24 protein-coding genes are annotated in these 23,439 nt (G+C 35.8%); 23 read left to right on the top strand and 1 reads right to left on the bottom strand.

The genetic code is table 11. The annotated features are described in order from the left end of the window. The first annotated feature begins 280 nt into the window (after positions 1-280). The 23 genes from hemW (at position 281) to recO (ending at position 21,587) form a co-directional block, all read left to right on the top strand. Entirely contained in the window at positions 281-1,414 is a 1,134-nt protein-coding gene (gene hemW, locus PGC35_RS12075) for a radical SAM family heme chaperone HemW (RefSeq protein WP_375219344.1), read from the top strand. A 96-nt stretch (positions 1,415-1,510) separates the two neighbouring features. Next, the gene (gene hrcA, locus PGC35_RS12070; RefSeq protein ID WP_056831633.1) at positions 1,511-2,548 is read left to right on the top strand and encodes a heat-inducible transcriptional repressor HrcA; all 1,038 of its coding nucleotides are present in this window, start codon (positions 1,511-1,513) and stop codon (positions 2,546-2,548) included. Between the two features lie 14 nt (positions 2,549-2,562). Then, positions 2,563-3,117 (top strand): nucleotide exchange factor GrpE, encoded by a 555-nt coding sequence (gene grpE, locus PGC35_RS12065; protein ID WP_056831635.1) that lies wholly within the window; start codon positions 2,563-2,565, stop codon positions 3,115-3,117. Positions 3,118-3,163: 46 nt separating this feature from the next. Continuing rightward, on the top strand, positions 3,164-4,993 hold the full coding sequence (dnaK, locus tag PGC35_RS12060; RefSeq protein WP_375219343.1) for a molecular chaperone DnaK: 1,830 nt from the start codon (positions 3,164-3,166) through the stop codon (positions 4,991-4,993). 168 nt (positions 4,994-5,161) lie between these two features. After that, entirely contained in the window at positions 5,162-6,283 is a 1,122-nt protein-coding gene (dnaJ, locus tag PGC35_RS12055; protein WP_056831637.1) for a molecular chaperone DnaJ, read from the top strand. 16 nt (positions 6,284-6,299) lie between these two features. Then, positions 6,300-7,244, top strand: coding sequence for a 50S ribosomal protein L11 methyltransferase (gene prmA, locus PGC35_RS12050; protein WP_375219342.1), 945 nt, complete (start codon positions 6,300-6,302; stop codon positions 7,242-7,244). Positions 7,245-7,254: 10 nt separating this feature from the next. Beyond that, positions 7,255-7,995 carry a 16S rRNA (uracil(1498)-N(3))-methyltransferase gene (locus PGC35_RS12045; RefSeq protein ID WP_375219341.1) on the top strand — a complete coding sequence of 247 codons (741 nt, stop codon included), beginning with the start codon at positions 7,255-7,257 and terminating at the stop codon, positions 7,993-7,995. A 15-nt stretch (positions 7,996-8,010) separates the two neighbouring features. Further along, positions 8,011-9,351 (top strand): tRNA (N(6)-L-threonylcarbamoyladenosine(37)-C(2))-methylthiotransferase MtaB, encoded by a 1,341-nt coding sequence (gene mtaB / locus PGC35_RS12040; RefSeq protein ID WP_375219340.1) that lies wholly within the window; start codon positions 8,011-8,013, stop codon positions 9,349-9,351. A 93-nt stretch (positions 9,352-9,444) separates the two neighbouring features. Continuing rightward, the gene (gene deoC / locus PGC35_RS12035; protein WP_375219339.1) at positions 9,445-10,116 is read left to right on the top strand and encodes a deoxyribose-phosphate aldolase; all 672 of its coding nucleotides are present in this window, start codon (positions 9,445-9,447) and stop codon (positions 10,114-10,116) included. 103 nt (positions 10,117-10,219) lie between these two features. Further along, positions 10,220-10,393 carry a 30S ribosomal protein S21 gene (gene rpsU / locus PGC35_RS12030; RefSeq protein WP_004227078.1) on the top strand — a complete coding sequence of 58 codons (174 nt, stop codon included), beginning with the start codon at positions 10,220-10,222 and terminating at the stop codon, positions 10,391-10,393. 162 nt (positions 10,394-10,555) lie between these two features. Then, on the top strand, positions 10,556-11,884 hold the full coding sequence (locus PGC35_RS12025; RefSeq protein ID WP_375219338.1) for an NfeD family protein: 1,329 nt from the start codon (positions 10,556-10,558) through the stop codon (positions 11,882-11,884). An 11-nt stretch (positions 11,885-11,895) separates the two neighbouring features. After that, positions 11,896-12,882 carry a flotillin-like protein FloA gene (gene floA / locus PGC35_RS12020; RefSeq protein WP_156316844.1) on the top strand — a complete coding sequence of 329 codons (987 nt, stop codon included), beginning with the start codon at positions 11,896-11,898 and terminating at the stop codon, positions 12,880-12,882. Positions 12,883-12,908: 26 nt separating this feature from the next. Further along, positions 12,909-13,325: a hypothetical protein gene (locus PGC35_RS12015; RefSeq protein ID WP_375219337.1), complete on the top strand. Its 417-nt coding sequence runs from the start codon at positions 12,909-12,911 to the stop codon at positions 13,323-13,325. Between the two features lie 49 nt (positions 13,326-13,374). Continuing rightward, complete coding sequence (locus tag PGC35_RS12010) at positions 13,375-13,614, top strand: hypothetical protein (RefSeq protein WP_053588841.1); 240 nt, start codon at positions 13,375-13,377, stop codon at positions 13,612-13,614. Further along, complete coding sequence (locus PGC35_RS12005; RefSeq protein ID WP_053588842.1) at positions 13,614-14,720, top strand: sporulation protein YqfD; 1,107 nt, start codon at positions 13,614-13,616, stop codon at positions 14,718-14,720. Before PGC35_RS12010 ends, PGC35_RS12005 begins: the two co-directional genes overlap by 1 nt. Then, positions 14,717-15,676: a PhoH family protein gene (locus PGC35_RS12000; protein WP_053588843.1), complete on the top strand. Its 960-nt coding sequence runs from the start codon at positions 14,717-14,719 to the stop codon at positions 15,674-15,676. The genes PGC35_RS12005 and PGC35_RS12000 overlap by 4 nt, the downstream gene beginning before the upstream one ends. 553 nt (positions 15,677-16,229) lie before the next feature. Beyond that, positions 16,230-16,352 (top strand): hypothetical protein, encoded by a 123-nt coding sequence (locus PGC35_RS11995; RefSeq protein WP_375219336.1) that lies wholly within the window; start codon positions 16,230-16,232, stop codon positions 16,350-16,352. Positions 16,353-16,466: 114 nt separating this feature from the next. Beyond that, positions 16,467-18,578 carry an HD family phosphohydrolase gene (locus PGC35_RS11990; RefSeq protein ID WP_375219335.1) on the top strand — a complete coding sequence of 704 codons (2,112 nt, stop codon included), beginning with the start codon at positions 16,467-16,469 and terminating at the stop codon, positions 18,576-18,578. A gap of 19 nt (positions 18,579-18,597) precedes the next feature. After that, a complete protein-coding gene (gene ybeY, locus PGC35_RS11985) occupies positions 18,598-19,083 on the top strand; it encodes an rRNA maturation RNase YbeY (RefSeq protein WP_275785483.1) in 486 nt (161 codons plus the stop codon). Beyond that, positions 19,070-19,435, top strand: coding sequence for a diacylglycerol kinase family protein (locus tag PGC35_RS11980; protein ID WP_375219334.1), 366 nt, complete (start codon positions 19,070-19,072; stop codon positions 19,433-19,435). Before ybeY ends, PGC35_RS11980 begins: the two co-directional genes overlap by 14 nt. 10 nt (positions 19,436-19,445) lie before the next feature. Next, positions 19,446-19,856, top strand: coding sequence for a cytidine deaminase (locus PGC35_RS11975; RefSeq protein ID WP_053588847.1), 411 nt, complete (start codon positions 19,446-19,448; stop codon positions 19,854-19,856). After that, complete coding sequence (gene era, locus PGC35_RS11970; RefSeq protein WP_056831653.1) at positions 19,840-20,760, top strand: GTPase Era; 921 nt, start codon at positions 19,840-19,842, stop codon at positions 20,758-20,760. Before PGC35_RS11975 ends, era begins: the two co-directional genes overlap by 17 nt. Before the next feature lie 44 nt (positions 20,761-20,804). After that, complete coding sequence (gene recO, locus PGC35_RS11965) at positions 20,805-21,587, top strand: DNA repair protein RecO (RefSeq protein WP_375219333.1); 783 nt, start codon at positions 20,805-20,807, stop codon at positions 21,585-21,587. Between the two features lie 259 nt (positions 21,588-21,846). Here recO and PGC35_RS11960 read toward each other — a convergent pair whose 3' ends face one another. Continuing rightward, entirely contained in the window at positions 21,847-23,229 is a 1,383-nt protein-coding gene (locus PGC35_RS11960; protein ID WP_375219332.1) for a glycine--tRNA ligase, read from the bottom strand. Positions 23,230-23,439 lie beyond the last annotated feature (210 nt).

Here is a 23,439-nt window from a genome sequence, read left to right as displayed (position 1 = left end):
AACTAGTTCCAAATACGATCGTCCTAGTGTCGACCAAGTAATCTTATTTAAGATGACATTCATTCAATATGTGTTCATGAACCATTCCATGCGCTAAACGAACATGACGTGTCGCTAGTTCTTACGGTTTGTTAGATTTAATAAAATACGATACAATACAATATGAAAGTGCTCGTCTATGAAGCATTTATGGCTTTTTTAAATGGACTAGCCAAATAAAAATACCAAAGGTAAGGAGGCTTTTGCCTCCTTTTTCCTTTTATAGAAAGTGGTGTATCCTATGGTACGTGGCGTTTATCTCCACATTCCTTTCTGTCATCAGATATGCAATTATTGCGATTTTAATAAATTTTTCTTTCATAACCAACCAGTAGATGAATACATCGAATCCATAGGTAAAGAAATGCACTTATGGGAAGAACAATTAAATGGATCCCAAATTGAAACTATTTTTATTGGGGGAGGAACTCCGACCTCTTTATCTGAATCTCAATTAGAGCGATTATTTACTTTCATCCATCAATACATTCCAATGGATGGAGTAATTGAATTTACTTCAGAAGCTAATCCTGATGAATTAACTTTTGAGAAAATGCAACTCATGCGACAGTTTGGAGTAAATAGATTAAGTATGGGTGTCCAAACGTTTGATCAAGAATTATTGAAGGTCCTTGGAAGAACTCATTCTAACGAACATGTCTATGAAGTAATAGAAAATGCAAAGAAAATTGATTTTCCGTCTATTAGTATTGATTTGATGTATGGATTGCCAAATCAAACAATGGAGCAATGGCAAAATTCATTGCAACTGGCAAACAGCCTTAACATTCCACATATTTCGGCCTATTCTTTATTGATAGAGCCTAAAACGATTTTTTATAACTTGATGTCAAAAGGCAAACTTTCATTACCAGGAGAAGACCTGGAAGCAAAAATGTATGGGTATTTGTTGGATGAAATGACGAAACAAGGGTATAACCAATATGAGATTAGTAATTTTGCGAAGGAAGGAAAAGAATCTAATCATAATTTGATTTACTGGGATAATGATGAATACATTGGTCTTGGAGCAGGAGCACATGGTTATGCAAATGGCATTCGGTACTCTAACCACGGTCCACTAAAAAAATATATGAATATGATCGAACAAAATGAAAAACCTATCATGTTGCAAAAAGAAGTAACTTCTATCGAAAAGATGGAAGAGGAAATGTTTTTAGGTTTACGAAAAAATGCTGGAGTTTCGATAGATAGATTTAATCATCGATATAGTCAATCAATTCAAAAGGTATATGGAAAAGAAATAGAGGAACTAAAACAAAAAGGATTCATCATTATTGAAAATGGTCATGTGAAATTAACACGACGTGGACGATTTGTTGGAAATGAAGTATTTCAGTATTTTCTTCAATAAACCAAATCATATTCATTGACAGTTTTCTTTAGATTTGATACCTTTTATATGAGTATTAGCACTCTCATAGAACGAGTGCTAACAGAGGTGATAATCATGCTAACTAATCGGCAATTATTAATATTGCAAGTAACGGTAGATGATTTTATTGAAACCGCTCAACCAGTTGGATCTCGTCAGATTTCGAAAAAGGAGGAAGTTCCATATAGTCCTGCTACTATTCGAAATGATATGGCAGATCTTGAAGATATGGGATATTTAGAAAAAACACATACTTCGTCTGGTCGTGTACCGTCAGAAAAAGGGTACCGTTACTATGTAGACAATATGTTAACTCCACAACGAATATCGAAAGATGAGATTAAGCAAATTCGTTCGGTCTTTGAAGAAAGAATGGTGGAGACGGAGCAAATCATTCGGAAGTCAGCAAATATCTTGTCTGAACTGACGAATTACACCTCCATATTATTAGGGTTGGATGTTCGAAAGCATCGAGTAAAACGCTTTTCAATTGTGCCACTTTCAGAAGATTCGGCTGTTGCCATTATCGTCACAGATAGCGGACACGTTGAAAATCGAGTATTTTCTATTCCTGAAAGCTATAATACATCGGACATTGAACGAATGGTTAATTTGTTAAATGACAGCTTAATAGGAGTACATGTACATGAAGTTCCTATGAAATTAGAGGCTGTTACAAGCACGTTATTAAAACAAAGAGTCGGGCATTTTAACAATCTCCTTAGTTCATTGAACAAAGCGATGACGATAGAGCAGAAGGATAAAGTATACTACGGTGGAAAAATGCAACTGTTAAATCAACCAGAATTTAATGATTTAGAAAAAGCTCGTAGTATAATGTACTTGATGGATCATGTAAACCAAATACCTAGTATTTTTCCTGTTGATAAAAAAGGAATTCAGATAAGAATAGGATCTGAAAATAATCACCTCGCAATGGAGGACTGTAGCGTTATAACAGCTTCCTATGGAATAGGAGATGAACAGATGGGATCAATCGCAATTATTGGTCCTACACGTATGGATTATAAGCGTGTAGTTTCTTTACTGGATGTAATGAGTACTGATTTATCAAGAGAACTATCTAGAATATTACGTGGTCATCATGGATAAGGAGAGTTGTGGACATGTCAAAACAAAAAGATGAAATCGTAGAAGAAAGTCTAGAAGTAGAATCAAATGAAAATAACGAAGAAGTAGCTAACGAAGAAAGTGTGGAAGAAGTAGTTGAAGTAGACGAACTCACACTTGTTAAACAACAATTAGAGGAAGAACAAGATAAAGCGATCCGTTTAAGAGCAGACTTCGAAAATTATAAACGAAGAGTTCAATTAGACAAAGAATCAGATTATAAATACCGCGCTCAATCTGTTCTAACAGATATTTTACCGGTACTTGATAATTTTGAACGTGCACTTGCAGTTAACGTAACATCGGAAGAGGCTGTGTCTTTAGTAAAAGGTGTAGAAATGGTATATCGCACTTTACTTGATGCAGTTGGGAAAGAAGGCCTTGAAGTAATTGAGGCAGAAGGTGTTCCATTCGATCCAAACTTCCATCAGGCGGTAATGCAAGAAAAGGACGATTCAAAAGAGTCAGGAATCGTGCTTCAAGAATTACAAAAAGGGTATAAGTTAAAAGATAGAATACTGCGACCTACTATGGTTAAGGTAAACGAATAATAATCGATACTTACTTATATCAGTTATAAATTAGGAGGAAAAATATATGTCTAAAATTATTGGTATTGACTTAGGAACAACAAACTCATGTGTATCTGTACTAGAAGGCGGAGAACCAAAAGTAATTCCGAATCCAGAAGGTAATCGTACAACTCCATCTGTTGTAGCATTTAAAAATGGTGAAAAACAAGTTGGGGAAGTAGCTAAACGTCAATCTATTACAAATCCAAATACAATTTCATCTGTTAAACGTTTAATGGGTACAAATGAAAAAGTAACTGCCGAAGATAAAGAATATACTCCACAAGAAGTATCTGCAATGATTCTTCAATACTTAAAAGGTTTTGCTGAAGATTACTTAGGTGAAAAAGTAACGAAAGCTGTTATTACAGTTCCTGCATATTTTAATGATGCTGAACGTCAAGCTACAAAAGATGCTGGTCGTATCGCAGGTCTTGAAGTTGAACGTATTATTAACGAACCAACTGCTGCAGCGCTAGCTTATGGGCTAGATAAAATGGATCATGATGAAAAAATACTTGTGTACGATTTAGGTGGAGGTACATTTGACGTATCTATCCTAGAACTTGGTGATGGAGTATTTGAAGTATTAGCTACAGCTGGTGATAATCGTCTTGGTGGGGATGACTTTGACCAAGTAATAATGGATTATTTAGTTCAAGAATTCAAAAAAGATAATGGTGTTGACTTATCTCAAGATAAAATGGCTGTTCAACGTCTAAAAGACGCTGCAGAAAAAGCGAAAAAAGACTTGTCTGGTGTAACATCTACACAAATCTCTCTTCCTTTCATTACTGCAGGGGAAGCTGGACCACTTCACTTAGAAGTAACAATGACACGTGCAAAATTTGATGATTTAACAGCTCATTTAGTAGAGCGTACAATGGTACCTACTCGCCAAGCGCTAAAAGATGCTGGTCTAAATTCATCTCAAATTGATAAAGTTATTCTTGTAGGTGGTTCTACTCGTATTCCTGCTGTACAAGATGCAATTAAAAAAGAAACTGGTAAAGAACCACATAAAGGTGTTAACCCAGATGAAGTAGTAGCAATGGGTGCTGCTGTTCAAGGTGGAGTATTAACTGGAGATGTGAAAGACGTTGTTCTTCTTGACGTTACACCTCTTTCATTAGGTATTGAAACAATGGGTGGAGTTTTCACAAAACTAATTGAACGTAATACAACAATCCCAACATCAAAATCTCAAGTTTTCTCTACAGCTGCTGATAACCAACCTGCTGTTGATATTCATGTTTTACAAGGTGAACGTCCAATGGCAACAGATAACAAAACACTTGGTCGCTTCCAACTTGCGGATATTCCACCAGCACCACGTGGAGTTCCACAAATTGAAGTAACATTTGATATCGATAAAAACGGTATCGTAAATGTTAAAGCAAAAGATTTAGGAACACAAAAAGAACAAAACATTACAATTCAATCTAATTCTTCACTTTCCGATGAAGAGATTGAACGTATGGTAAAAGAAGCAGAAGCAAATGCAGAAGCAGATAAAGCTCGTAAAGAAGAAGCAGAAGTTAAAAATGAAGCAGATCAACTAGTATTCATGACAGAAAAAACATTAAAAGATCTAGAAGATAAAGTATCTGAAGAAGAGAAAAAATCTGCCGAAGATGCAAAAGAAGAGTTAAAAGCAGCATTAGAAGCTGGTAACTTAGAAGACATTAAAACTAAAAAAGATAAATTAAACGAAATCGTTCAACAACTTACAATGAAACTTTACGAACAAGCACAAGCAGAAGCTGCTAGTGCAGGTCAAGCAGATAGCGGTCAAGCTGACGATGGTGTAGTAGATGCTGAATTTGAAGAAGTAAAAGACGATAAAGATAAGTAAGACTAGATAGACAAGTAATGTGAGTGGTGGGAAAAGTCAAAGACCGAATTCGGCTTTGGCTTTTCTTACTGTTTAGCTTAGAAACGACAAATAAGTTTTTTGCTATTCGGATTTTGTCCGTGTTACAATAATCTTTATGTGTAGGTTAACAGAGCAGGAGAGTGAACTATGAATAAACGTGATTATTATGAAGTACTTGGTTTATCAAAAAGTGCTTCACAAGATGAGATTAAAAAAGCATATCGTAAGCTTTCCAAACAATATCACCCTGATATTAATAAAGAAGCAAACGCAGAGGAAAAGTTTAAAGAGATTTCGGAAGCTTATGAAGTGTTAAGTGATGATCAAAAACGTGCGCAATATGATCAATTTGGTCATGCTGGTCCAAACCAAGGCTTTGGTGGTTTTGGTGGCGGAGCAGACGGTTTTGGCTTTGAAGATATTTTCAGTTCATTTTTTGGAGGGGGTGGCTCTCGCCGACGTGATCCAAACGCTCCAAGAAAAGGAAATGACCTTCAATATTCTATGACCATCGAGTTTGAAGAAGCAGTTTTTGGTAAAGAAACAGAAATAGAAATTTCAAAAGAAGAAAATTGTGATACTTGCTCAGGTACTGGGGCAAAACCAGGAACACATCCTGAAACATGTACGCATTGTAATGGTGCAGGTCAAGTGAATGTGACCCAAGATACACCATTTGGCCGTATACAAACTAAACGTACATGTAATCACTGTCATGGAACTGGTAAGATGATTAAAGATAAATGTTCAACATGTCATGGAAAAGGTACTGTCAATAAACGCAAAAAAATTAAAGTCACAATTCCAGCCGGAGTTGATGATGGTCAACAACTTCGCGTAAGTGGTCAAGGGGAACCAGGTGTAAATGGTGGTCCTGCTGGAGACTTATATATTGTATTCCGTGTTAAAGCTGATCCTCGTTTCGAACGAGATGGCGATGATATTTATTATGAATTACCATTAACTTATGCCCAAGCAGCTTTAGGTGATGAAATTGAAGTGCCTACTGTACAAGGGAAAGTGAAATTAAAGATTCCGGCAGGAACTCAATCACAAACGAAATTCCGTTTAAAAGGAAAAGGCGTGAAAAATGTTCATGGTTACGGAGTCGGAGATCAACACGTTATCGTTAAAGTAATCACTCCTAAAAAATTGACAGAAAAACAAAAACAACTACTTCGTGAATTTGCTGAAATTAGTGGGGACATTCCAGAAGAGCAAGGTAGTTCGTTATTTGATAAAATAAAAAGAACGATAAAAGGTGAATAAAGGAGTTGTGCGCAGGGTGAAATGGTCTGAACTATCTATTCATACGACAATTGAAGCAGTAGACGCTGTGAGTAATATTTTGCATGAAGCTGGTGCGAGTGGGGTAGTCATTGAAGACTCAGAGGAATTAGTTAGAGAAAGAGAAGATCGATTCGGTGAAATCTATAATTTAAATCCAGAAGATTTCCCTGTTGACGGGGTTCGTGTAAAAGCTTATTTAGCAGAGACTAGCTTTCTATTAGAAACGGTAGAAGAGATCAAGCTTGCGATTATTAACTTACAAAATTTCAATATCGATATTGGACACAATATTGTGACTGTGCAAGAAGTGGATGAGGAAGATTGGGCAAATGCTTGGAAAAAATACTATCATCCTGTAAAAATATCCAATCGATTTACAATCGTACCGACTTGGGAAGATTATGAACGAGTTAGTACAGATGAGTTAATAATTGAATTAGATCCAGGAATGGCTTTTGGAACAGGTACTCACCCTACAACAGTTATGTGCCTTCAAGCTTTAGAAAAAACTGTCCAACCGAATTCAAAAGTGATAGATGTAGGAACTGGGTCTGGGGTACTCTCAATTGGAGCAGCTAAACTTGGCGCAACATCTATACATGCACTTGATTTGGACGAAGTGGCTGTAGCTTCTGCAAAAGAAAATATCACAATTAATAATGTAGACCATGTGGTAAAGGTAACGCATGGTAATTTACTTGATAGTGTAAATGAGCAGGCAGATATTGTAGTTGCAAATATTTTAGCTGAAATTATTATGACGTTTACAGATGACGCCTTTTCTATTGTCAAAGATGGAGGCTTGTATATTACCTCAGGTATAATCTCTGCCAAAAAAGAAGATGTGAAAAATGCTTTGCAAAAATCTGGCTTTGAAATTGAAGAAGTGATGATGATGGAAGATTGGGTAACAATCATTTCAAAAAAACCGCTTCTATAAGGAGATTGTTATGCAACGTTATTTTACGGATGAACCAATAAATGATAATAATTTGATTACAATAACCGGCGAGGATGCGCATCATATGATACAAGTGATGCGCATGTCACCCGGAGATCAAGTATATGTAGTCGCGGAAAACTTTACTTATACGATGAAAATCATGGAGGGGACTTCAAAGGCAGTCGTATTGCAAATAGTCGATAAGCTAACTAGTTCAAACGAAATGCCTATTAAAGTTTCCATAGTATGTGGCTTACCTAAAGGTGATAAGTTAGAATTGATTACTCAAAAAGCAACAGAACTTGGAATGCATACACTCTATCCATATGAAGCGAAAAGGTCAATTGTGAAATGGGACAAACAAAAAAACGAAAAGAAGCTCGTTCGTTTGCAAAAGATTGCGAAAGAAGCAGCTGAACAATCGCATCGTTCTAGAATACCAACTATACATAGCCCTATTAACTTAAATGAACTTTTAGAAATTGCCCAAAAATACGATGTGAAGTTTGTTGCAGATGAAGAAGATGCAAAACACGAGCAACGTCAAAAGTTTGCTGAGCAATTAAAAAAGGTGTATGATAAAAAATCGATACTTATTGTATTTGGTCCCGAAGGTGGATTAGATCGCTCTGAAGTAAAAGTCTTACTAGAAAATGATTTTCAACCAATTTCACTTGGACCAAGAATTTTAAGAACTGAAACTGCCCCGTTATATGCGCTTGCTGCAATTTCCTATGAATATGAATGAAAGAGGTGTAAGGATATGTCATCCGTAGCATTCCATACATTAGGCTGTAAAGTTAATCATTATGAAACAGAGGCTATATGGCAATTATTTAAAGAAAATGGTTATGAACGCACTGATTTTGAAAAACAATCAGATGTATATGTCATCAATACTTGTACAGTAACTAATACAGGCGATAAAAAAAGTCGTCAAGTAATACGTCGAGCAATTCGTCAAAATCCTGATGCTGTAATCTGTGTTACTGGTTGTTATGCACAAACTTCACCAGCAGAGATAATGGCAATTCCTGGTGTAGATATTGTAGTGGGAACACAAGAACGAACAAAAATGCTAGATTATATTGAACAATATAAGTCTGAACGAACTCCTATTAATGCAGTAGGAAACATAATGAAGAATCGAGTATATGAAGAGTTGGACGTCCCTTCATTCACAGATCGCACACGTGCTTCCCTTAAAATACAGGAAGGCTGTAATAATTTTTGTACTTTTTGCATTATCCCATGGGCTCGTGGCCTCATGAGATCACGTAACCCAGAAGAAGTAGTTCACCAAGCTCAACAGCTAGTGGATGCAGGTTATTTAGAAATTGTATTAACAGGCATTCATACAGGTGGATATGGAGAAGATTTAAAAGATTATAATTTGGCACAGCTTTTAAGAGACATTGAAAATAATGTAAAAGGATTAAAACGTCTTCGTATTAGTTCAATCGAAGCAAGCCAATTATCGGATGAAGTAATTGATGTGTTGAGAGATTCAAAAATTGTTGTGAGACATTTGCATATCCCTATACAATCCGGTTCAGATACTGTTTTAAAAAGAATGCGTAGAAAATATACAATGGAGTTTTTCGCAAATCGTTTAGACCGATTAAGAGAGGCTTTACCTGATTTAGCTATTACTTCTGATGTAATTGTAGGTTTTCCAGGTGAAACAGAAGAAGAATTTATGGAAACATATAATTTTATTCGTGACCAAAAATTCTCTGAACTTCATGTTTTCCCGTATTCTAAGCGGACAGGTACACCTGCTGCAAGAATGGAAGATCAAGTAGAAGAAGAAGTGAAGAATGAGCGTGTGCATCGTTTAATTACATTAAATGATCAACTTGCAGTAGAATATGCTTCTCGATTTGAAGGTGAAGTATTAGAGATTATCCCAGAAGAAAAATATAAATTGGATTCAGATTCAAATTTGTATGAAGGCTATACAGATAATTATTTAAAAGTTGTCATTCCTGGATCTGAAGATTTGATTGGAAAATTAGTTCGTGTAAAAATTACAAAGGCTGGCTATCCTTATAACGAAGGACAATTTGTACGTGTGCTAGACCAAATAGAAGAGTTAGTATAATAAAAAAAGTCAGTGAATTTTATCTCACTGGCTTTTTTTCATAATCTCTATTATGATTGAGAGGTACGGACAACTGCCGAGAGGGGAATACAAATGACACAAAATATTGCAGCATTAATTGATCATACATTATTAAAACAAAATGCTACAAAAGATCAAATTGAAAAATTATGTGAGGAAGCTAAAACATATACATTTGCATCAGTATGTGTAAATCCTACTTGGGTTGAGCTAAGCGCAAAACTTTTACAGGATAGTCCAGTTAAAGTATGTACAGTGATTGGGTTTCCATTAGGCGCAAGCACTACTGAAGTAAAAGCATTTGAAACAAAAAATGCAATTGAGAATGGTGCAGAAGAAATAGATATGGTTATAAATGTAGGTGCATTAAAAGATGCAGACTATGACTTTATCCAAAAAGATATCGCTGCAGTGGTAGAAGCGGCTAAAGGAAAAGCAATTGTGAAAGTTATTTTAGAAACTTGCTTATTAACAAATGAAGAAATTGTAAAAGCAAGTGAAATATCTAAAGCAGCTGGAGCAGACTTTGTAAAAACTTCTACCGGATTTTCAACTGGTGGAGCAACAGTTGAAGCTGTTAAACTTATGAGAGATACTGTTGGTCAAGACCTTGGTGTCAAGGCTTCTGGCGGTGTTCGTAGCCTAGAAGATTTACAAGCTATGGTGGATGCAGGTGCTTCTAGAATTGGAGCAAGTTCAGGAGTAGAAATTATGCAAGGTCTAACAAGTAATTCTGATTATTAATTTAGTTGTATGTATTGACCATTTGTAAACAATACGATATAATTTTTTAGTACATAACAACTGGTTATGTACTTGACGTGTGTTCGGAGGGAGGGAAAGAGAGATGTCAAAAACTGTCGTTCGCAAAAACGAATCGCTTGAAGATGCTCTTCGCCGCTTCAAACGTACTGTATCTAAAAGTGGTACAATTCAAGAGGTAAGAAAGCGCGAGTTTTATGAGAAGCCAAGCGTGAAACGTAAAAAGAAATCAGAAGCTGCACGTAAACGTAAGTGGTAAATTAATCCCAACCATCCCTACGTTCAAAACACGTACATTATGATTAAAATTTACAAGTATGTAAACCGAGAAAATTTATTTTCTCGGTTTATTTTTTTTTGAAACTTTTTTCATTCTACTCCGTAAAGTATTATATACATATAGAAGAAGGGAGGTTTAAGGATGAAATTGTTCCGATATATTACTTCAATTTGCTTATTGCTTTTATCATTTTTCATGATTGTTCCTTCTATTACTGCAGACGCTCCGAAAGTTTATAAAATTCCTGTATATAAAGAAGTTGAAAAAGGTTTATATGCTTTTTTAAAAAGATCCATTAATGATGCGGAAGAAGCAGGTGCAGATGCTATTATTTTTGAGATTAATACTCCTGGAGGATTTGTAGATTCTGCGGAAGATATTGTGAATTTACTTGACTCAACCTCTATTCGAAAAATAGCTTATATTAATTCACAAGCACTTTCAGCAGGAGCATATTTAGCACTACATACAGATGAAATATACATGTCTCCAAATGGGACGATGGGTGCGGCAGCTGTAATTGACGGCAGTGGAAATGCTGCAGATGTAAAAGCGAGAAGTGCATGGAAGGCTAAAATGATCAATGCAGCTAACCGAACAGGAAAAAAACCAATATATGCACAAGCGATGGCAGATGAAAGTGTTGACTTACCAGAGTTTAATGCTCCAAAAGGTGAATTGTTAACGCTTACCTCTGCAGATGCATTAAAAGTAAAGTACTCGAATGGAACAGTTAGTTCAATGGAAGAATTACTAGAAGTGACAAAACTAGCGGATGCACAGATTATTGAAACGGAGCAAACGATTACTGAAACAATTGCTAGGTTCATTACTCACCCGATTATAGTACCTATTCTTTTATCTATTGCAAGCTTAGGACTAATAGTAGAGTTGTATTCTCCTGGTTTCGGTGTTGCTGGAACGATGGGACTTGTATCATTAACACTTTTCTTTTTTGGACATTTAGTTGCAGGACTTGCTGGGTACGAAACGATTATCATTTTTGTTATTGGAGTAATCTTATTAATTGCTGAATTCTTTTTGCCCGGAGGAATTAGTGGTATATTAGGGGCAGCTGCTATTATTACTAGTATAATACTAGCAGGAGGCAATATTGTACAAATGAGTATATCTGTTTTAATTGCTTTAACAGTAGCTATAGTGGGAATGGTGATTATAATGAAGTTTTTTGGTAAACAATTAAAAGTATTAAATAAAGTAATTCTCTCGGATGCTACAACTACTGAACAAGGGTATGTTTCCAATGTAAATAGACTTGAGTTAATTGGTAAAGTAGCAGTAACAATGACTCCCCTTAGACCTGCCGGAACGATACGTATAGGTGATGAGCGAATAGATGCAGTTTCTGATGGAAGTTTTGTAGAAAAAAACAAACAAGTTGTTATTATTAAAGTAGAGGGTTCTCGTATAGTTGTACGAGAAATATCTGAAGGGGAGGAAATAGAATGATTAGTGGAAGTATGATTTCTTTAATAATTGTAATCGTTCTGGCATTCATAGTGCTGTCTGTATTTTTTACATTTTTTCCAATCGCATTATGGATTTCAGCACTTGCTGCTGGAGTTAAAATTAGCATATTTACATTAGTAGGTATGAGGTTACGTCGAGTTATACCTTCTCGTATCGTAAATCCGCTTATTAAAGCACATAAAGCAGGTTTGAATGTTGCGATAAACCAGTTAGAAAGTCACTATTTAGCTGGTGGTAATGTTGACCGTGTAGTTAACGCATTAATCGCTGCTCACCGAGCGAACATTGCTTTAACATTTGAACGTGCGGCTGCAATTGACTTAGCTGGCCGTGATGTTTTAGAAGCAGTACAAATGTCGGTAAATCCAAAAGTTATTGAAACTCCATTTATTGCAGGGGTTGCTATGAATGGTATCGAGGTAAAAGCAAAAGCTCGAATTACTGTGCGAGCAAACATTGACCGTTTAGTCGGGGGAGCTGGGGAAGAAACAATCGTAGCACGTGTAGGGGAAGGTATTATTAGTACGATCGGTTCCAGCACTAGTCATGAACGTGTTCTAGAAAACCCAGATTTAATTTCGCAAACGGTGTTAGCTAAAGGATTAGATTCAGGAACTGCATTTGAAATTCTATCGATCGATATCGCGGACGTTGATATAGGCAAAAACATCGGTGCTGAACTTCAAACAGAGCAAGCGGAAGCAGATAAGAAAATTGCACAAGCTAAAGCAGAAGAACGTCGTGCAATGGCTGTAGCTTCTGAACAAGAGATGAAAGCGAAAGTAGTTGAAATGCGCTCGAAAGTAGTTGAAGCAGAAGCAGAAGTACCACTTGCAATGGCTGAAGCTTTGCGCGAAGGTAATATTGGTGTGATGGACTATATGAACTATAAAAATATTCAAGCAGATACTACGATGAGAGATTCCATAAGTAAAGTCGGAGGAGAAAAAACTTCTACGGATGAGTTGAAAGACTAAGAAACAATGGATAGGAGGTTTTCTCCTTGGAAAGTATTATTGTCATCATTATAATGGCGATCATTAGTAGTTTGGTTGGAAAGAAAAAGAAACCAGAGCAAAAGCCTGTCAAACAAACTCAACAACCAATGAAACCAGTAAAAGATAATCCGTTTAAGGATCTTGGCGATTTTGCAAAGGATTTTATGGATGATCAAAAAAAACAATTGGATAGAAAGTCCCCAGAAGTAAAGAAGGCACCTGTCCTTGTTGAAAAAGTAGAACGAGAAGTTATGAGAAATCAGGGCAAACCTCGATCTACGGGTAGACTTTCCGTTCATCAGGAAAATAAGGAACAAAAAGTATCACGACCGGATATTAATATAATTCCTAATTCCAAAGATGATTTAGTTAAAGCAATTGTGTTCTCTGAAATTCTTGCACCACCAAAATCGAGAAGATAACTCATGAACACCCCTTTACATGCATAAAATCATGTAAAGGGGTGTTTTTTTGAAAAAATTATTTCCACTCCATGCGAGTATTATGATGGAAGATTTCAGTGAGATTACGTTAGATAATGAATTTACCATCCTCCGTTTAAAAGAAAATAATTTAGTCTGTGCATACGATGATTTCCTTTTAGAAATTCAAGCCACTACTTTAAAGATAAAGTCAATATCAATGGAGCGACTATGTTTGCAAGTAGAAGATCTTAGTCATTTCAAAATTACGAGGAAGGAAAAAATGTAATGCAGCAGCTAATTCAAGTAAGGATGCCGATTAAAGTAGATCAGCATCTATTATTTCAACGATTATTTTCAGTTAATATTGTCGTGTATCAAGTCTACAGTACAGAAAAGTACTTTTATTTTTCTATTCGTAGAAAGGACTTACCAGTATTTCGTAAAGTAAGGAGGTCATTAAAGCTTCCTGTTTATTTAGTAGATGAAAGAAAAAAAGGAATCATTCAACCATATGCTATCTCTATAGTAGGCGTGATTATATTTTTATTGATTCCTGTTATACTTGCGCAATTCATTTGGACGATACAAATTGAATCTGAATCTCCAGAAAACAATGTACTGATTTATGAAGAATTAAAGGAAATAAGCATTAAAGAAAGAATGCTTGCTTCTAAAATACCATCGGAGCAAGAGATTAGGCAAAAACTATTACTAAAACATAAAGAATACTCTTGGGTGCATTTTACAAAATCAGGATCAAAATTAACTGTAACGCCCATGTTAGCACCTACTCAGACAGAGCGGGTTATTAAAGATGCTCCCTCTATCCATTTAATAGCAAAAAGAAGTGGAGTCGTAACCGATTTTGAGTTAATAAAAGGGGTAAGGGCAATAGAAAAAAATGTTAGTGTAAAAAAAGGAGACATTTTAGTTAATGGTTTTGTAACGCAGGGAGATAAAAGAATTATTACTAGTGCAGAAGGTAAGGTATTTGCAAGTTATTGGATTGAGCTTGAATTTGAATTACCAAAACAAGTAAGTATCGTTAAACCCAGTGAGCGAAAGCTAGTAATACAAAAAAAGAGTGAGAAAAAAACGACGTTTTGGAAAGAGGTTGTTCTACCTAAACCTTTACAAAAATATTTGGAAGTAGGTTATGTGCAACTTTCGGAAGAAAATAAGTTTTTATTGGATGAACAATCGATGGAAAAATTAATACGCCCACTACTTTATCAAAAGATAATTAACGAGTTACCTGCCGATACTCAAATACTGGAGGATAAAATTTTACAGGTGACCATTCAAAATGATAAAGTAAAAGGGAAAGTATTATTTTTGATAAATGAAAATATTGCGATTCCACAAGTAATACCCCAAGGAGACGAAGCATGAGCGAAATTACACAATTAGATCTTATTTTAAAAGACCCAACTGAGGCTGTAATGCTTCTAGGTATATCAGATAAAAATGTAAAGCTTATTGAAGAAGAACTGAAAGTACAATTGATTACTCGAGGGGAAACAATTCGTATTGTTGGTGAAGAAAAAAATGTAGATGAAGCAAAAAAGTTAATGGAGCAACTTTTATCGGTCATTCATAAAGGTATTAATATTAACTTGCGTGACGTATCTTCTGCGATTGAAATGAGTATGAATGGAACTATTGAATATTTTTCTGGCTTGTATGATGAAGAAATCGCTAGAAATACAAAAGGAAAAGCAATTCGGGCAAAAACTATTGGTCAGCGAGAATATATACAAGGTATTCGAAAATTTGATTTGGCATTTGGAATTGGACCAGCAGGTACTGGTAAAACTTATTTAGCTGTTGTAATGGCTACACAAGCTTTAAAAAATGCACACGTCAAAAAAATCATTTTAACACGTCCTGCAGTGGAAGCCGGCGAAAGTTTAGGATTTCTACCCGGAGATTTAAAAGAGAAGGTAGACCCTTATTTAAGACCGTTATACGATGCGTTACATGATGTGCTTGGAATGGAACAAACTGAGCGTTTAATCGAGCGTGGAACGATTGAAATAGCGCCTCTTGCATATATGAGAGGAAGAACCCTTGATGATGCATTTGTGATTCTAGATGAAGCTCAAAATACAACTAAAGCACAAATGAAAATGTTTTTAACTCGCCTTGGATTTGGTTCTAAAATGGTTATCACTGGAGACAAAACCCAAATTGATTTACCTAGAGGGGCAGAATCAGGATTGATCATTGCAGAGAAAATTTTAAGTAATGTTTCAGGTATTCATTTTCAGTATTTGGAACAAGGGGATGTCGTCCGTCATCCATTAGTTGCAAAAATAATACAAGCATACGAAGAACAGCAGCCATAATGGGCTGCTTTTTTTTTATTAATGCGGATGGCAAGGTACGAAGGTATCCCCTTTTTATTGGGTTATATATATACTTTACGGATTCTAGTTTTTATATAGGCCCCGTTGATTTCCGTTCTAGGCGGACGCTTTCCGCCGGCATGGCTTCAGCCGCTTCCCTCGCTACGCTCAGTCCAGGGTCTTCAGCTCATGCTATTCCGGCTGGAGTCGCCGCCTTCCACTTCAATCAACTATTGTATGCTTACAAATAAATTAAAGGAAATATAGGCAGGTGTTCCCCATGATTTCAACCCAAAAAACCTTCGATTTAAGTAGTCCATACAAGGGGATTTACAATATCGTTGTGCCATAGAGATAATATGCTTTTTTTCAGTGCCCTCCACATCATGAGGCTTGCAAGGCGCGAATGCCAGTGTAGTCTCTTTATTCTAATATTAGATTACTGAATAACAATTTTTAAAAAAGGATGTAAACTTTCTTTTTCATTGAATTGTATCTATTTCATAGGCTTATTTCTAGTATGTGCGCCTTACACGCCGCAGGAGCGCGAAGAATGAGACCCCGTAAAGGATGGACGAGCGACGAAGGAGCGACTCATCCTACGGAGGCTCATGCGAAGCGTGCGGCAAGCGCACATCCGTCTGTACTCTATAAGTTGTTGAATCCGATTTTTTGATAAAAACAAAAAGGACATTTCACTTTCCTAAATGCTTAAATTTGGAATTATTTTTAAAACATACAATAAATAAGGTATAATGAATGTACCATTTAGAAGGGTGATGAATATGTTATGAATTCAATTTTATTAAAAATGAAGGAATGGAGTAATTATAAGCATCTCCCATTAGTTATTATTTTTATTACGGCTATAATTATGTTTTTTTTATTGATCGGCAATGTGAAGGAAAATACATATGATATTAAAGAGTTTCAGTTATCTCCAGAAACTATTCGTGCAGTTAAAACGATAGAAGATACCGTTAAAACAGAAGAGGAACGTGATAGGGTAGCAGCAGAGATTCAACCATATTATCAATTTCAAGAAGAAACTGCAGACAACCAAGCTGCCATCATCAGTTCCATATTTGATAGTGTCATTGAAATCAAAAAAGAAGTGATTCCTGAGGGAGAAGTAGAAAATAGAACAAGCCAGCTAGAAAAATTGAAAAAGGAAATAGATAAAATTGTTGATAATGCAAGTATGGTGCAGTTAAATGATGAGGCATTAACGACTTTATTGGGCCAAAGTCCAGCAGTTCTTGAAAAATCAAGTGAAACCATTAGCACCCTTGTGAAGGATATGTTGGATCAACCAGTTCGATTAGAAAACGTTTCTGATAAGAAAAAAGACATAGAAGATCAAGTAAGGGCCTCATTAAAATATTCAAATAACTATATGAATGTTTTGTCATCGATGGCTCGGTCAAGTATTGTAGAAACTGAGATTGAAAATGAAGAACAAACAGAAATTCGCATAGAGCAGGCAAAAGCTAGTGTCGAACCGATTAGAATTTTACAAGGTCAAATTCTTGTACAAAAAGGAGAAATAATAGATAGAGAAGTTTATAGGCAAATAAAATTACTAGGAATGTTAACAAACAAATCCTCATACAAACCAATTATTGGTGTGGCATTATTTGTCATTTTGACTATGTGGGTTTTGTATGTTCAAACTGTAAATAGAAAAGAAAAAACGAAAGAAAATTCAAAATCGTTATTAGTTGTTTTGTTTAGTTTACTTATTTCCATATTAATGATGAAAGTGTTGCAGTTTGTTGCCTATAATTTTGATGTTGTCATTGCATTTATTTTTCCGACAGCAATTGTATCTATGTTAGTTTACCTACTTGTAAATGAACGAATGGCTTTTATATCTACTATCATAATTGCTGCATATGCTGGATTCATATTTCAAGAGGGGTATACAAATGTATTTCAAATGGAAGTATCCTTGTATATTTTATTTGGTGGAATAGCAGGCATTTTTGCGTTACAAAAAATGAGCAACAATTCACAAATCTTACGTTCAAGTCTAATCGTTGCCTCGGTTAACTTAATTTTTATTCTCTTTTACTTGCTCATGACTAAAACGACGTATGGGATAGGAGATTTACTCTTTTATTTCGGAGCTGCTATATTATCGGGTATACTATCTGGGGCATTAACAATAGGGATATTACCTTTTTTTGAATCCTTATTTGGTATTCTATCAACTATGAAGTTAATTGAACTATCTAATCCGAACCATCCACTACTAAAGAAAATTTTAACCGAAACACCAGGAACCTATCATCATAGTGTAATGGTTGCCAATTTAGCAGATGCGGCATGTGAAGCTATAGGGGCAAATGGTTTACTAGCAAGAGTAAGTTGTTATTATCATGATATTGGTAAGACAAAAAGACCAGGTTTTTTTATAGAAAATCAAATCAACGGCTATAATCCGCATGATAATTTACCCCCTGAGGCAAGTCGTGATATTATTACTGCACACGCTATAGATGGGGCATATATTTTACGAAAGCATAAGATGCCGAAAGAAATTATTGATGTTGCAGAGCAACACCATGGGACAAGTCTTCTAAAATTCTTTTATTATAAAGCAAAAGAACAAAATGATAAGGTAAGCGAAGAAGATTTCAGGTATTCAGGCCCAAAACCACAAACAAAGGAAAATGCTATTATTTCCGTTGCTGATAGTGTAGAAGCGGCAGTCAGGTCTATGAAAGAGCCCAACTCAGATAAAATACAGGCATTAATACAATCTATTGTTAAAGATAAGTTACAAGATGGACAATTTGATGAATGTGATTTATCTTTGCGTGAAATTAAGAAAATGGAAGAAAGCTTTTGTACAACTTTGAATGGGATATTCCATTCACGAATAGAATATCCAAAATAAAAACTAAGGTGGAACGACTATGCTAGAACTCGATTTAATGGATGAGACAAATACATTATCAGAACAAACAATCGAATTGGTTGAAAAGGTATTGCAATTTGCGGCTGATCAGCAGGCTGTGAAGAATGGAAGCGAAGTAAGTGTAACGTTTGTAACGAATGATGCTATTCAAGAAATTAATCGTACGTACAGAGATAAAGATGTTCCTACTGACGTTATATCATTTGCGATGGAGGAAATGGGTGAAGGAGAGATAGAGATAAAAAATGCTGATATTCCTACTCTTTTAGGTGATATAATAATTTCAGTAGAACGTGCAAGTGAACAGGCTGCTTCCTACGGTCATACATTTGAGAGAGAACTTTGTTTTCTAGCGGTCCATGGTTTTTTACATATACTTGGATACGATCATGGTACAAGAGAGGAAGAACAAGAAATGTTTGGCATACAGGAAACGATACTACAGGCTTTTGGATTGAAACGTGAAGGCCATGGACAGTCGTAAATTTATAAAATCATTTATATATGCTTCCAATGGAATTTTACATGTTTTAAAAAGTGAACAAAATTTTCGATTTCATTTATTTGCTGCAATCGTAGTATTTATAGTAAGTATAACAACTGGATTATCTAAAAATGAATGGATAATCATAATTATGTTAATTTGTGGCATGTTCATGGTAGAATTATTAAACGCTTCAATCGAACGAGTTGTCGATTTAGCATCACCAGCCTATCATGAATTTGCTAAACAAGCGAAAGACTTAGCCGCAGGTGCATGCCTAGTTTACGCTATTTGTAGCGCAGTTGTCGGGTTGATGATATTTATCCCTAAGTGGTGGGGAATACTATTCTAGAGGTGAAAAGATGAATAAAGAAATGTTAATGGAAGCTTCTAAAGCTGCAAGAGAAAAAGCGTATGTACCATATTCGAAGTTTCCGGTTGGAGCAGCGCTTTTAACAGTAGATGGGGAAGTAATTCATGGCTGTAATATTGAAAATGCATCGTTCGGTCTAACAAACTGCGCAGAAAGAACAGCTGTATTCAAAGCTGTTTCTGAAGGAAAGAAAAAATTTGCCGCTATTGCAGTGGTAGCGGATACCGAAGGCCCTGTATCACCATGTGGTGCATGCAGACAAGTACTGGTGGAATTCTGTGAAAGAGATATGCCTGTATATTTAACAAATTTAAATGGACATGTGCTTGAAACAACGGTTGCAGAACTATTACCGGGTGCATTTACAACGGAGGACATGGAATATGGAGCAAAACAATAAAGGCTACAAATCAGGGTTTATCTCAATTATTGGAAGACCAAATGTAGGTAAATCAACATTTTTAAATAGAGTAATCGGCCAAAAGATCGCTATTATGAGTGATAAGCCTCAAACTACTCGAAACAAGGTACAGGGTGTATTGACGTTAGATGAAAGTCAGATGATTTTTATTGATACGCCAGGAATTCATAAGCCAAAACACAAACTTGGAGATTTTATGTTGAAAGTCGCCAAAAATACACTACGTGAAGTAGATGTGATCATGTTTATGGTAAATGCAACGGAACCAATTGGAAAAGGCGACGAATTTATTATTGAAATGCTTGAAAATAATGAAACGCCGGTTTTTCTAGTTATCAATAAGATTGACCAAGTTCATCCAGACGATTTAATTTCAATTATTGAATCGTATAAAGATAAATACAACTTTGCTGAGATTATTCCAATCTCTGCCTTACAAGGAAATAATGTAGAAAGACTACTTGAAACTGTTCAAAAATATTTACCTGAAGGTCCTCAATATTATCCGGCGGACCAAGTGACAGATCATCCAGAACGGTTTATTATTTCAGAATTAATTCGAGAAAAGGTCCTGCATTTAACTAGGGAAGAGATTCCACATTCTATTGCAGTAGTTATCGATAAAATAAAAAAAGAAGAAGATACCGAGAAAGACATGATTCGTGTAATGGCAACGATAATCGTGGAAAGAGATTCGCAAAAAGGGATTGTCATTGGGAAAAAAGGAGCCTTACTCAAGGAAGTTGGAACTAGAGCACGTCACGATATTGAAATGCTACTAGGTACAAAAGTATTCTTAGAACTATGGGTAAAGGTACAAAAAGATTGGCGTAATAAATCTACTCATTTAAGAGATTATGGCTTTAGAGAAGATGAGTATTGATTTAATCAAATTAATCTTATAAGCACAGAAGGAAGGGAAGACAATTGCTCCAAAAAGTTGAAGGGATTGTCTTAAGATCTTCTTCTTATGGAGAGTCTGACAAAATCGTCACAATTTTTTCTCGAGAGCTTGGAAAAAGAGCAGCACTTGCTCGTGGAGCTAAAAAGCCTACTAGTCGTTTAGCGTCCGTTTCTCAGCCCTTTACATATGCTTATTTTCTAGTACAGCAGGGTAGGGGAATGGGAACTCTTCAACAGGGAGAAATTATCGATTCGATGAGAGCCATAAGAGAAGACATTTTTACTACTGCTTATGCTAGCTTTATAATGGAATTAGTGGATAAATTAATCGATGATGAGTCACCAAAGCCAAGACTTTTTGACATGTTACAGCAGGCACTACAAGCCATTTCTGACGAGTATGATCCAGAAGCAATTAGTTTATTTGTGGAATGGAAGATGTTGCCGATAGCTGGTATATATCCCGTTTTACATCAATGTGCAAATTGTGGCGCAACGGATGGGGAATTTTCCTTTTCATTTCAACAAATAGGTTTTTTATGTCATCGTTGTTTTTCCATCGATCCTTATATTATCAGACTGACGCCATCACAAGTGAAGCTAATCCGTACTTTTTATACAGTACCAATTGATCAAGTCGGGAAACTTTCGCTTAAAAAAGAGACCAAGGGATTTATAAAAAAAATTGTACGCACTATATATAGTGAGCAGGTAGGCATCCGATTAAAGTCACAGTCCTTCTTGGACCAAATGGAAAAGACACCTGAATTTTATACACCAAAAAAAGATCCAAGTGAGGAAGAATAAATCTTCTTCACTTGGATTTTCTATTGATCCGTATTTTTACGATGAATGAATTTCAAAAATCAACTTGTCAATAAAAGAATATTTTTTCTCTTGTACTGCTGATTTCGATCCTGGTAGAAGCTCATGACTGTCCCGATTTTTCGACTGGATCCGTCGTTCTTCGTATTAAACCTAAAAAGCCCTACTAAAGAGTAGGGCTTTTAGTAACTATATTCTTTGCATGTGAAAATTTTATACTTTTCAAAAATGTCCTCTATACTTAGAATTGTAGTTGTTTTTCTATATATGATTGAACTTCTGCAATAGGCATTCTTGTTTGTTCCATTGAGTCGCGGTGACGAACAGTAACTTGACCATCTGTTTCAGAATCGAAATCATATGTGATACAGAATGGTGTTCCGATTTCATCTTGGCGGCGGTAACGTTTACCGATTGATTGAGATTCATCATAATCTACCATGAAGTGTTTACTTAATTCTGAGAATAAGGAAGTAGCTCCCTCAGACAATTTTTTAGATAATGGTAAAACCGCTGCTTTAATTGGAGCTAAAGCAGGATGGAATCGTAAAACAGTACGAGTATCATCACCTTCTAATTGCTCCTCATCAAATGCTTCGCATAAGAACGCAAGTGTTACACGGTCTGCTCCTAAAGATGGTTCGATACAATATGGAACATATCGTTCATTCGTGATTGGATCAATATAGTTAAAATCTTCTCCAGAATGCTCCATATGCTGTTTTAAATCGAAATCTGTTCTATCAGCGATTCCCCATAGCTCACCCCAACCAAATGGGAATTTATATTCGATATCAGTAGTAGCATTAGAGTAGTGAGAAAGTTCGTCTTCAGAGTGGTCTCTTAAACGAATGCTGTCTTCAGCCACACCTAAATTTAATAACCAATCACGGCAGTAGTTACGCCAAAACTCAAACCATTCCATATCTTCACCAGGTTTACAGAAGAATTCTAATTCCATTTGTTCAAATTCTCTCGTACGGAAAGTGAAGTTACCAGGTGTAATTTCGTTACGGAAACTTTTACCTACTTGTGCGATACCGAAAGGCATTTTTTTACGCATAGAACGCTGCACGTTTTTGTAATTTACAAAAATACCTTGTGCTGTTTCTGGACGTAAATAGATTTCATTTGTAGATGATTCCGTCACACCTTGGAACGTTTTAAACATTAAGTTGAATTGACGGATTTCAGTATAGTCGAAAGCGCCACATGTTGGACAAACAATCTCGTGTTCCTTCATGATTTCTCCCATTTTTTCAAAAGATAGGCCGTCTACAACCATTTCGATTCCTTTATTATCAAGTGCATCTTCAATAATTTTATCTACGCGATGACGTGATTTACATTTTTTACAGTCAATCATCGGGTCATTAAAGTTACCAATATGACCTGAAGCTACCCAAGTTTTTGGATTCATTAATATAGCTGCATCTAATCCTACATTGTAAGGTGATTCTTGGACAAATTTCTTCCACCAAGCTTTTTTGATGTTGTTTTTAAGCTCAACACCGAGTGGACCGTAATCCCAAGTGTTTGCAAGTCCACCGTAAATTTCTGATCCGGGAAATACAAACCCTCTTTGCTTAGCTAAGCTTACTACTTCTTCCATTGAAAATGCCATTTCATTACCTCCATTTTTCTAAATGCTTTTTTGGTGTAAATGCAAAAAAACTCGTCTCCGGGCCATTATAGCCCGGGGACGAGTTTTATACCCGCGGTTCCACCCCGATTGATTGTAATTACAATCCTCTTTAAAAGCATAAGCTCCAAGCTGCCTTTTCCTGTATTGTGGACTTTCACCATCACCACTCGCTATCTCTACAGTACTTAT

Source organism: Psychrobacillus sp. PGGUH221 (assembly GCF_042055255.1).
Classification (GTDB): Bacteria; Bacillota; Bacilli; order Bacillales_A; family Planococcaceae; genus Psychrobacillus.
This window is presented reverse-complemented; position numbering and strand designations above follow the sequence as displayed.

What these genes read in the sequence shown, in the direction of transcription:
- hemW (WP_375219344.1), top strand. Translation starts at nt 281, where the DNA reads ATGGTACGTGGCGTTTATCTCCACATTCCTTTCTGTCATCAGATATGC.
- hrcA (WP_056831633.1), top strand. Translation starts at nt 1,511, where the DNA reads ATGCTAACTAATCGGCAATTATTAATATTGCAAGTAACGGTAGATGAT.
- grpE (WP_056831635.1), top strand. Translation starts at nt 2,563, where the DNA reads ATGTCAAAACAAAAAGATGAAATCGTAGAAGAAAGTCTAGAAGTAGAA.
- dnaK (WP_375219343.1), top strand. Translation starts at nt 3,164, where the DNA reads ATGTCTAAAATTATTGGTATTGACTTAGGAACAACAAACTCATGTGTA.
- dnaJ (WP_056831637.1), top strand. Translation starts at nt 5,162, where the DNA reads ATGAATAAACGTGATTATTATGAAGTACTTGGTTTATCAAAAAGTGCT.
- PGC35_RS12045 (WP_375219341.1), top strand. Translation starts at nt 7,255, where the DNA reads ATGCAACGTTATTTTACGGATGAACCAATAAATGATAATAATTTGATT.
- mtaB (WP_375219340.1), top strand. Translation starts at nt 8,011, where the DNA reads ATGTCATCCGTAGCATTCCATACATTAGGCTGTAAAGTTAATCATTAT.
- deoC (WP_375219339.1), top strand. Translation starts at nt 9,445, where the DNA reads ATGACACAAAATATTGCAGCATTAATTGATCATACATTATTAAAACAA.
- rpsU (WP_004227078.1), top strand. Translation starts at nt 10,220, where the DNA reads ATGTCAAAAACTGTCGTTCGCAAAAACGAATCGCTTGAAGATGCTCTT.
- PGC35_RS12025 (WP_375219338.1), top strand. Translation starts at nt 10,556, where the DNA reads ATGAAATTGTTCCGATATATTACTTCAATTTGCTTATTGCTTTTATCA.
- floA (WP_156316844.1), top strand. Translation starts at nt 11,896, where the DNA reads ATGATTTCTTTAATAATTGTAATCGTTCTGGCATTCATAGTGCTGTCT.
- PGC35_RS12005 (WP_053588842.1), top strand. Translation starts at nt 13,614, where the DNA reads ATGCAGCAGCTAATTCAAGTAAGGATGCCGATTAAAGTAGATCAGCAT.
- PGC35_RS12000 (WP_053588843.1), top strand. Translation starts at nt 14,717, where the DNA reads ATGAGCGAAATTACACAATTAGATCTTATTTTAAAAGACCCAACTGAG.
- PGC35_RS11995 (WP_375219336.1), top strand. Translation starts at nt 16,230, where the DNA reads ATGAGACCCCGTAAAGGATGGACGAGCGACGAAGGAGCGACTCATCCT.
- PGC35_RS11990 (WP_375219335.1), top strand. Translation starts at nt 16,467, where the DNA reads ATGAATTCAATTTTATTAAAAATGAAGGAATGGAGTAATTATAAGCAT.
- ybeY (WP_275785483.1), top strand. Translation starts at nt 18,598, where the DNA reads ATGCTAGAACTCGATTTAATGGATGAGACAAATACATTATCAGAACAA.
- PGC35_RS11980 (WP_375219334.1), top strand. Translation starts at nt 19,070, where the DNA reads ATGGACAGTCGTAAATTTATAAAATCATTTATATATGCTTCCAATGGA.
- PGC35_RS11975 (WP_053588847.1), top strand. Translation starts at nt 19,446, where the DNA reads ATGAATAAAGAAATGTTAATGGAAGCTTCTAAAGCTGCAAGAGAAAAA.
- era (WP_056831653.1), top strand. Translation starts at nt 19,840, where the DNA reads ATGGAGCAAAACAATAAAGGCTACAAATCAGGGTTTATCTCAATTATT.
- PGC35_RS11960 (WP_375219332.1), bottom strand. Translation starts at nt 23,229, where the DNA reads ATGGCATTTTCAATGGAAGAAGTAGTAAGCTTAGCTAAGCAAAGAGGG.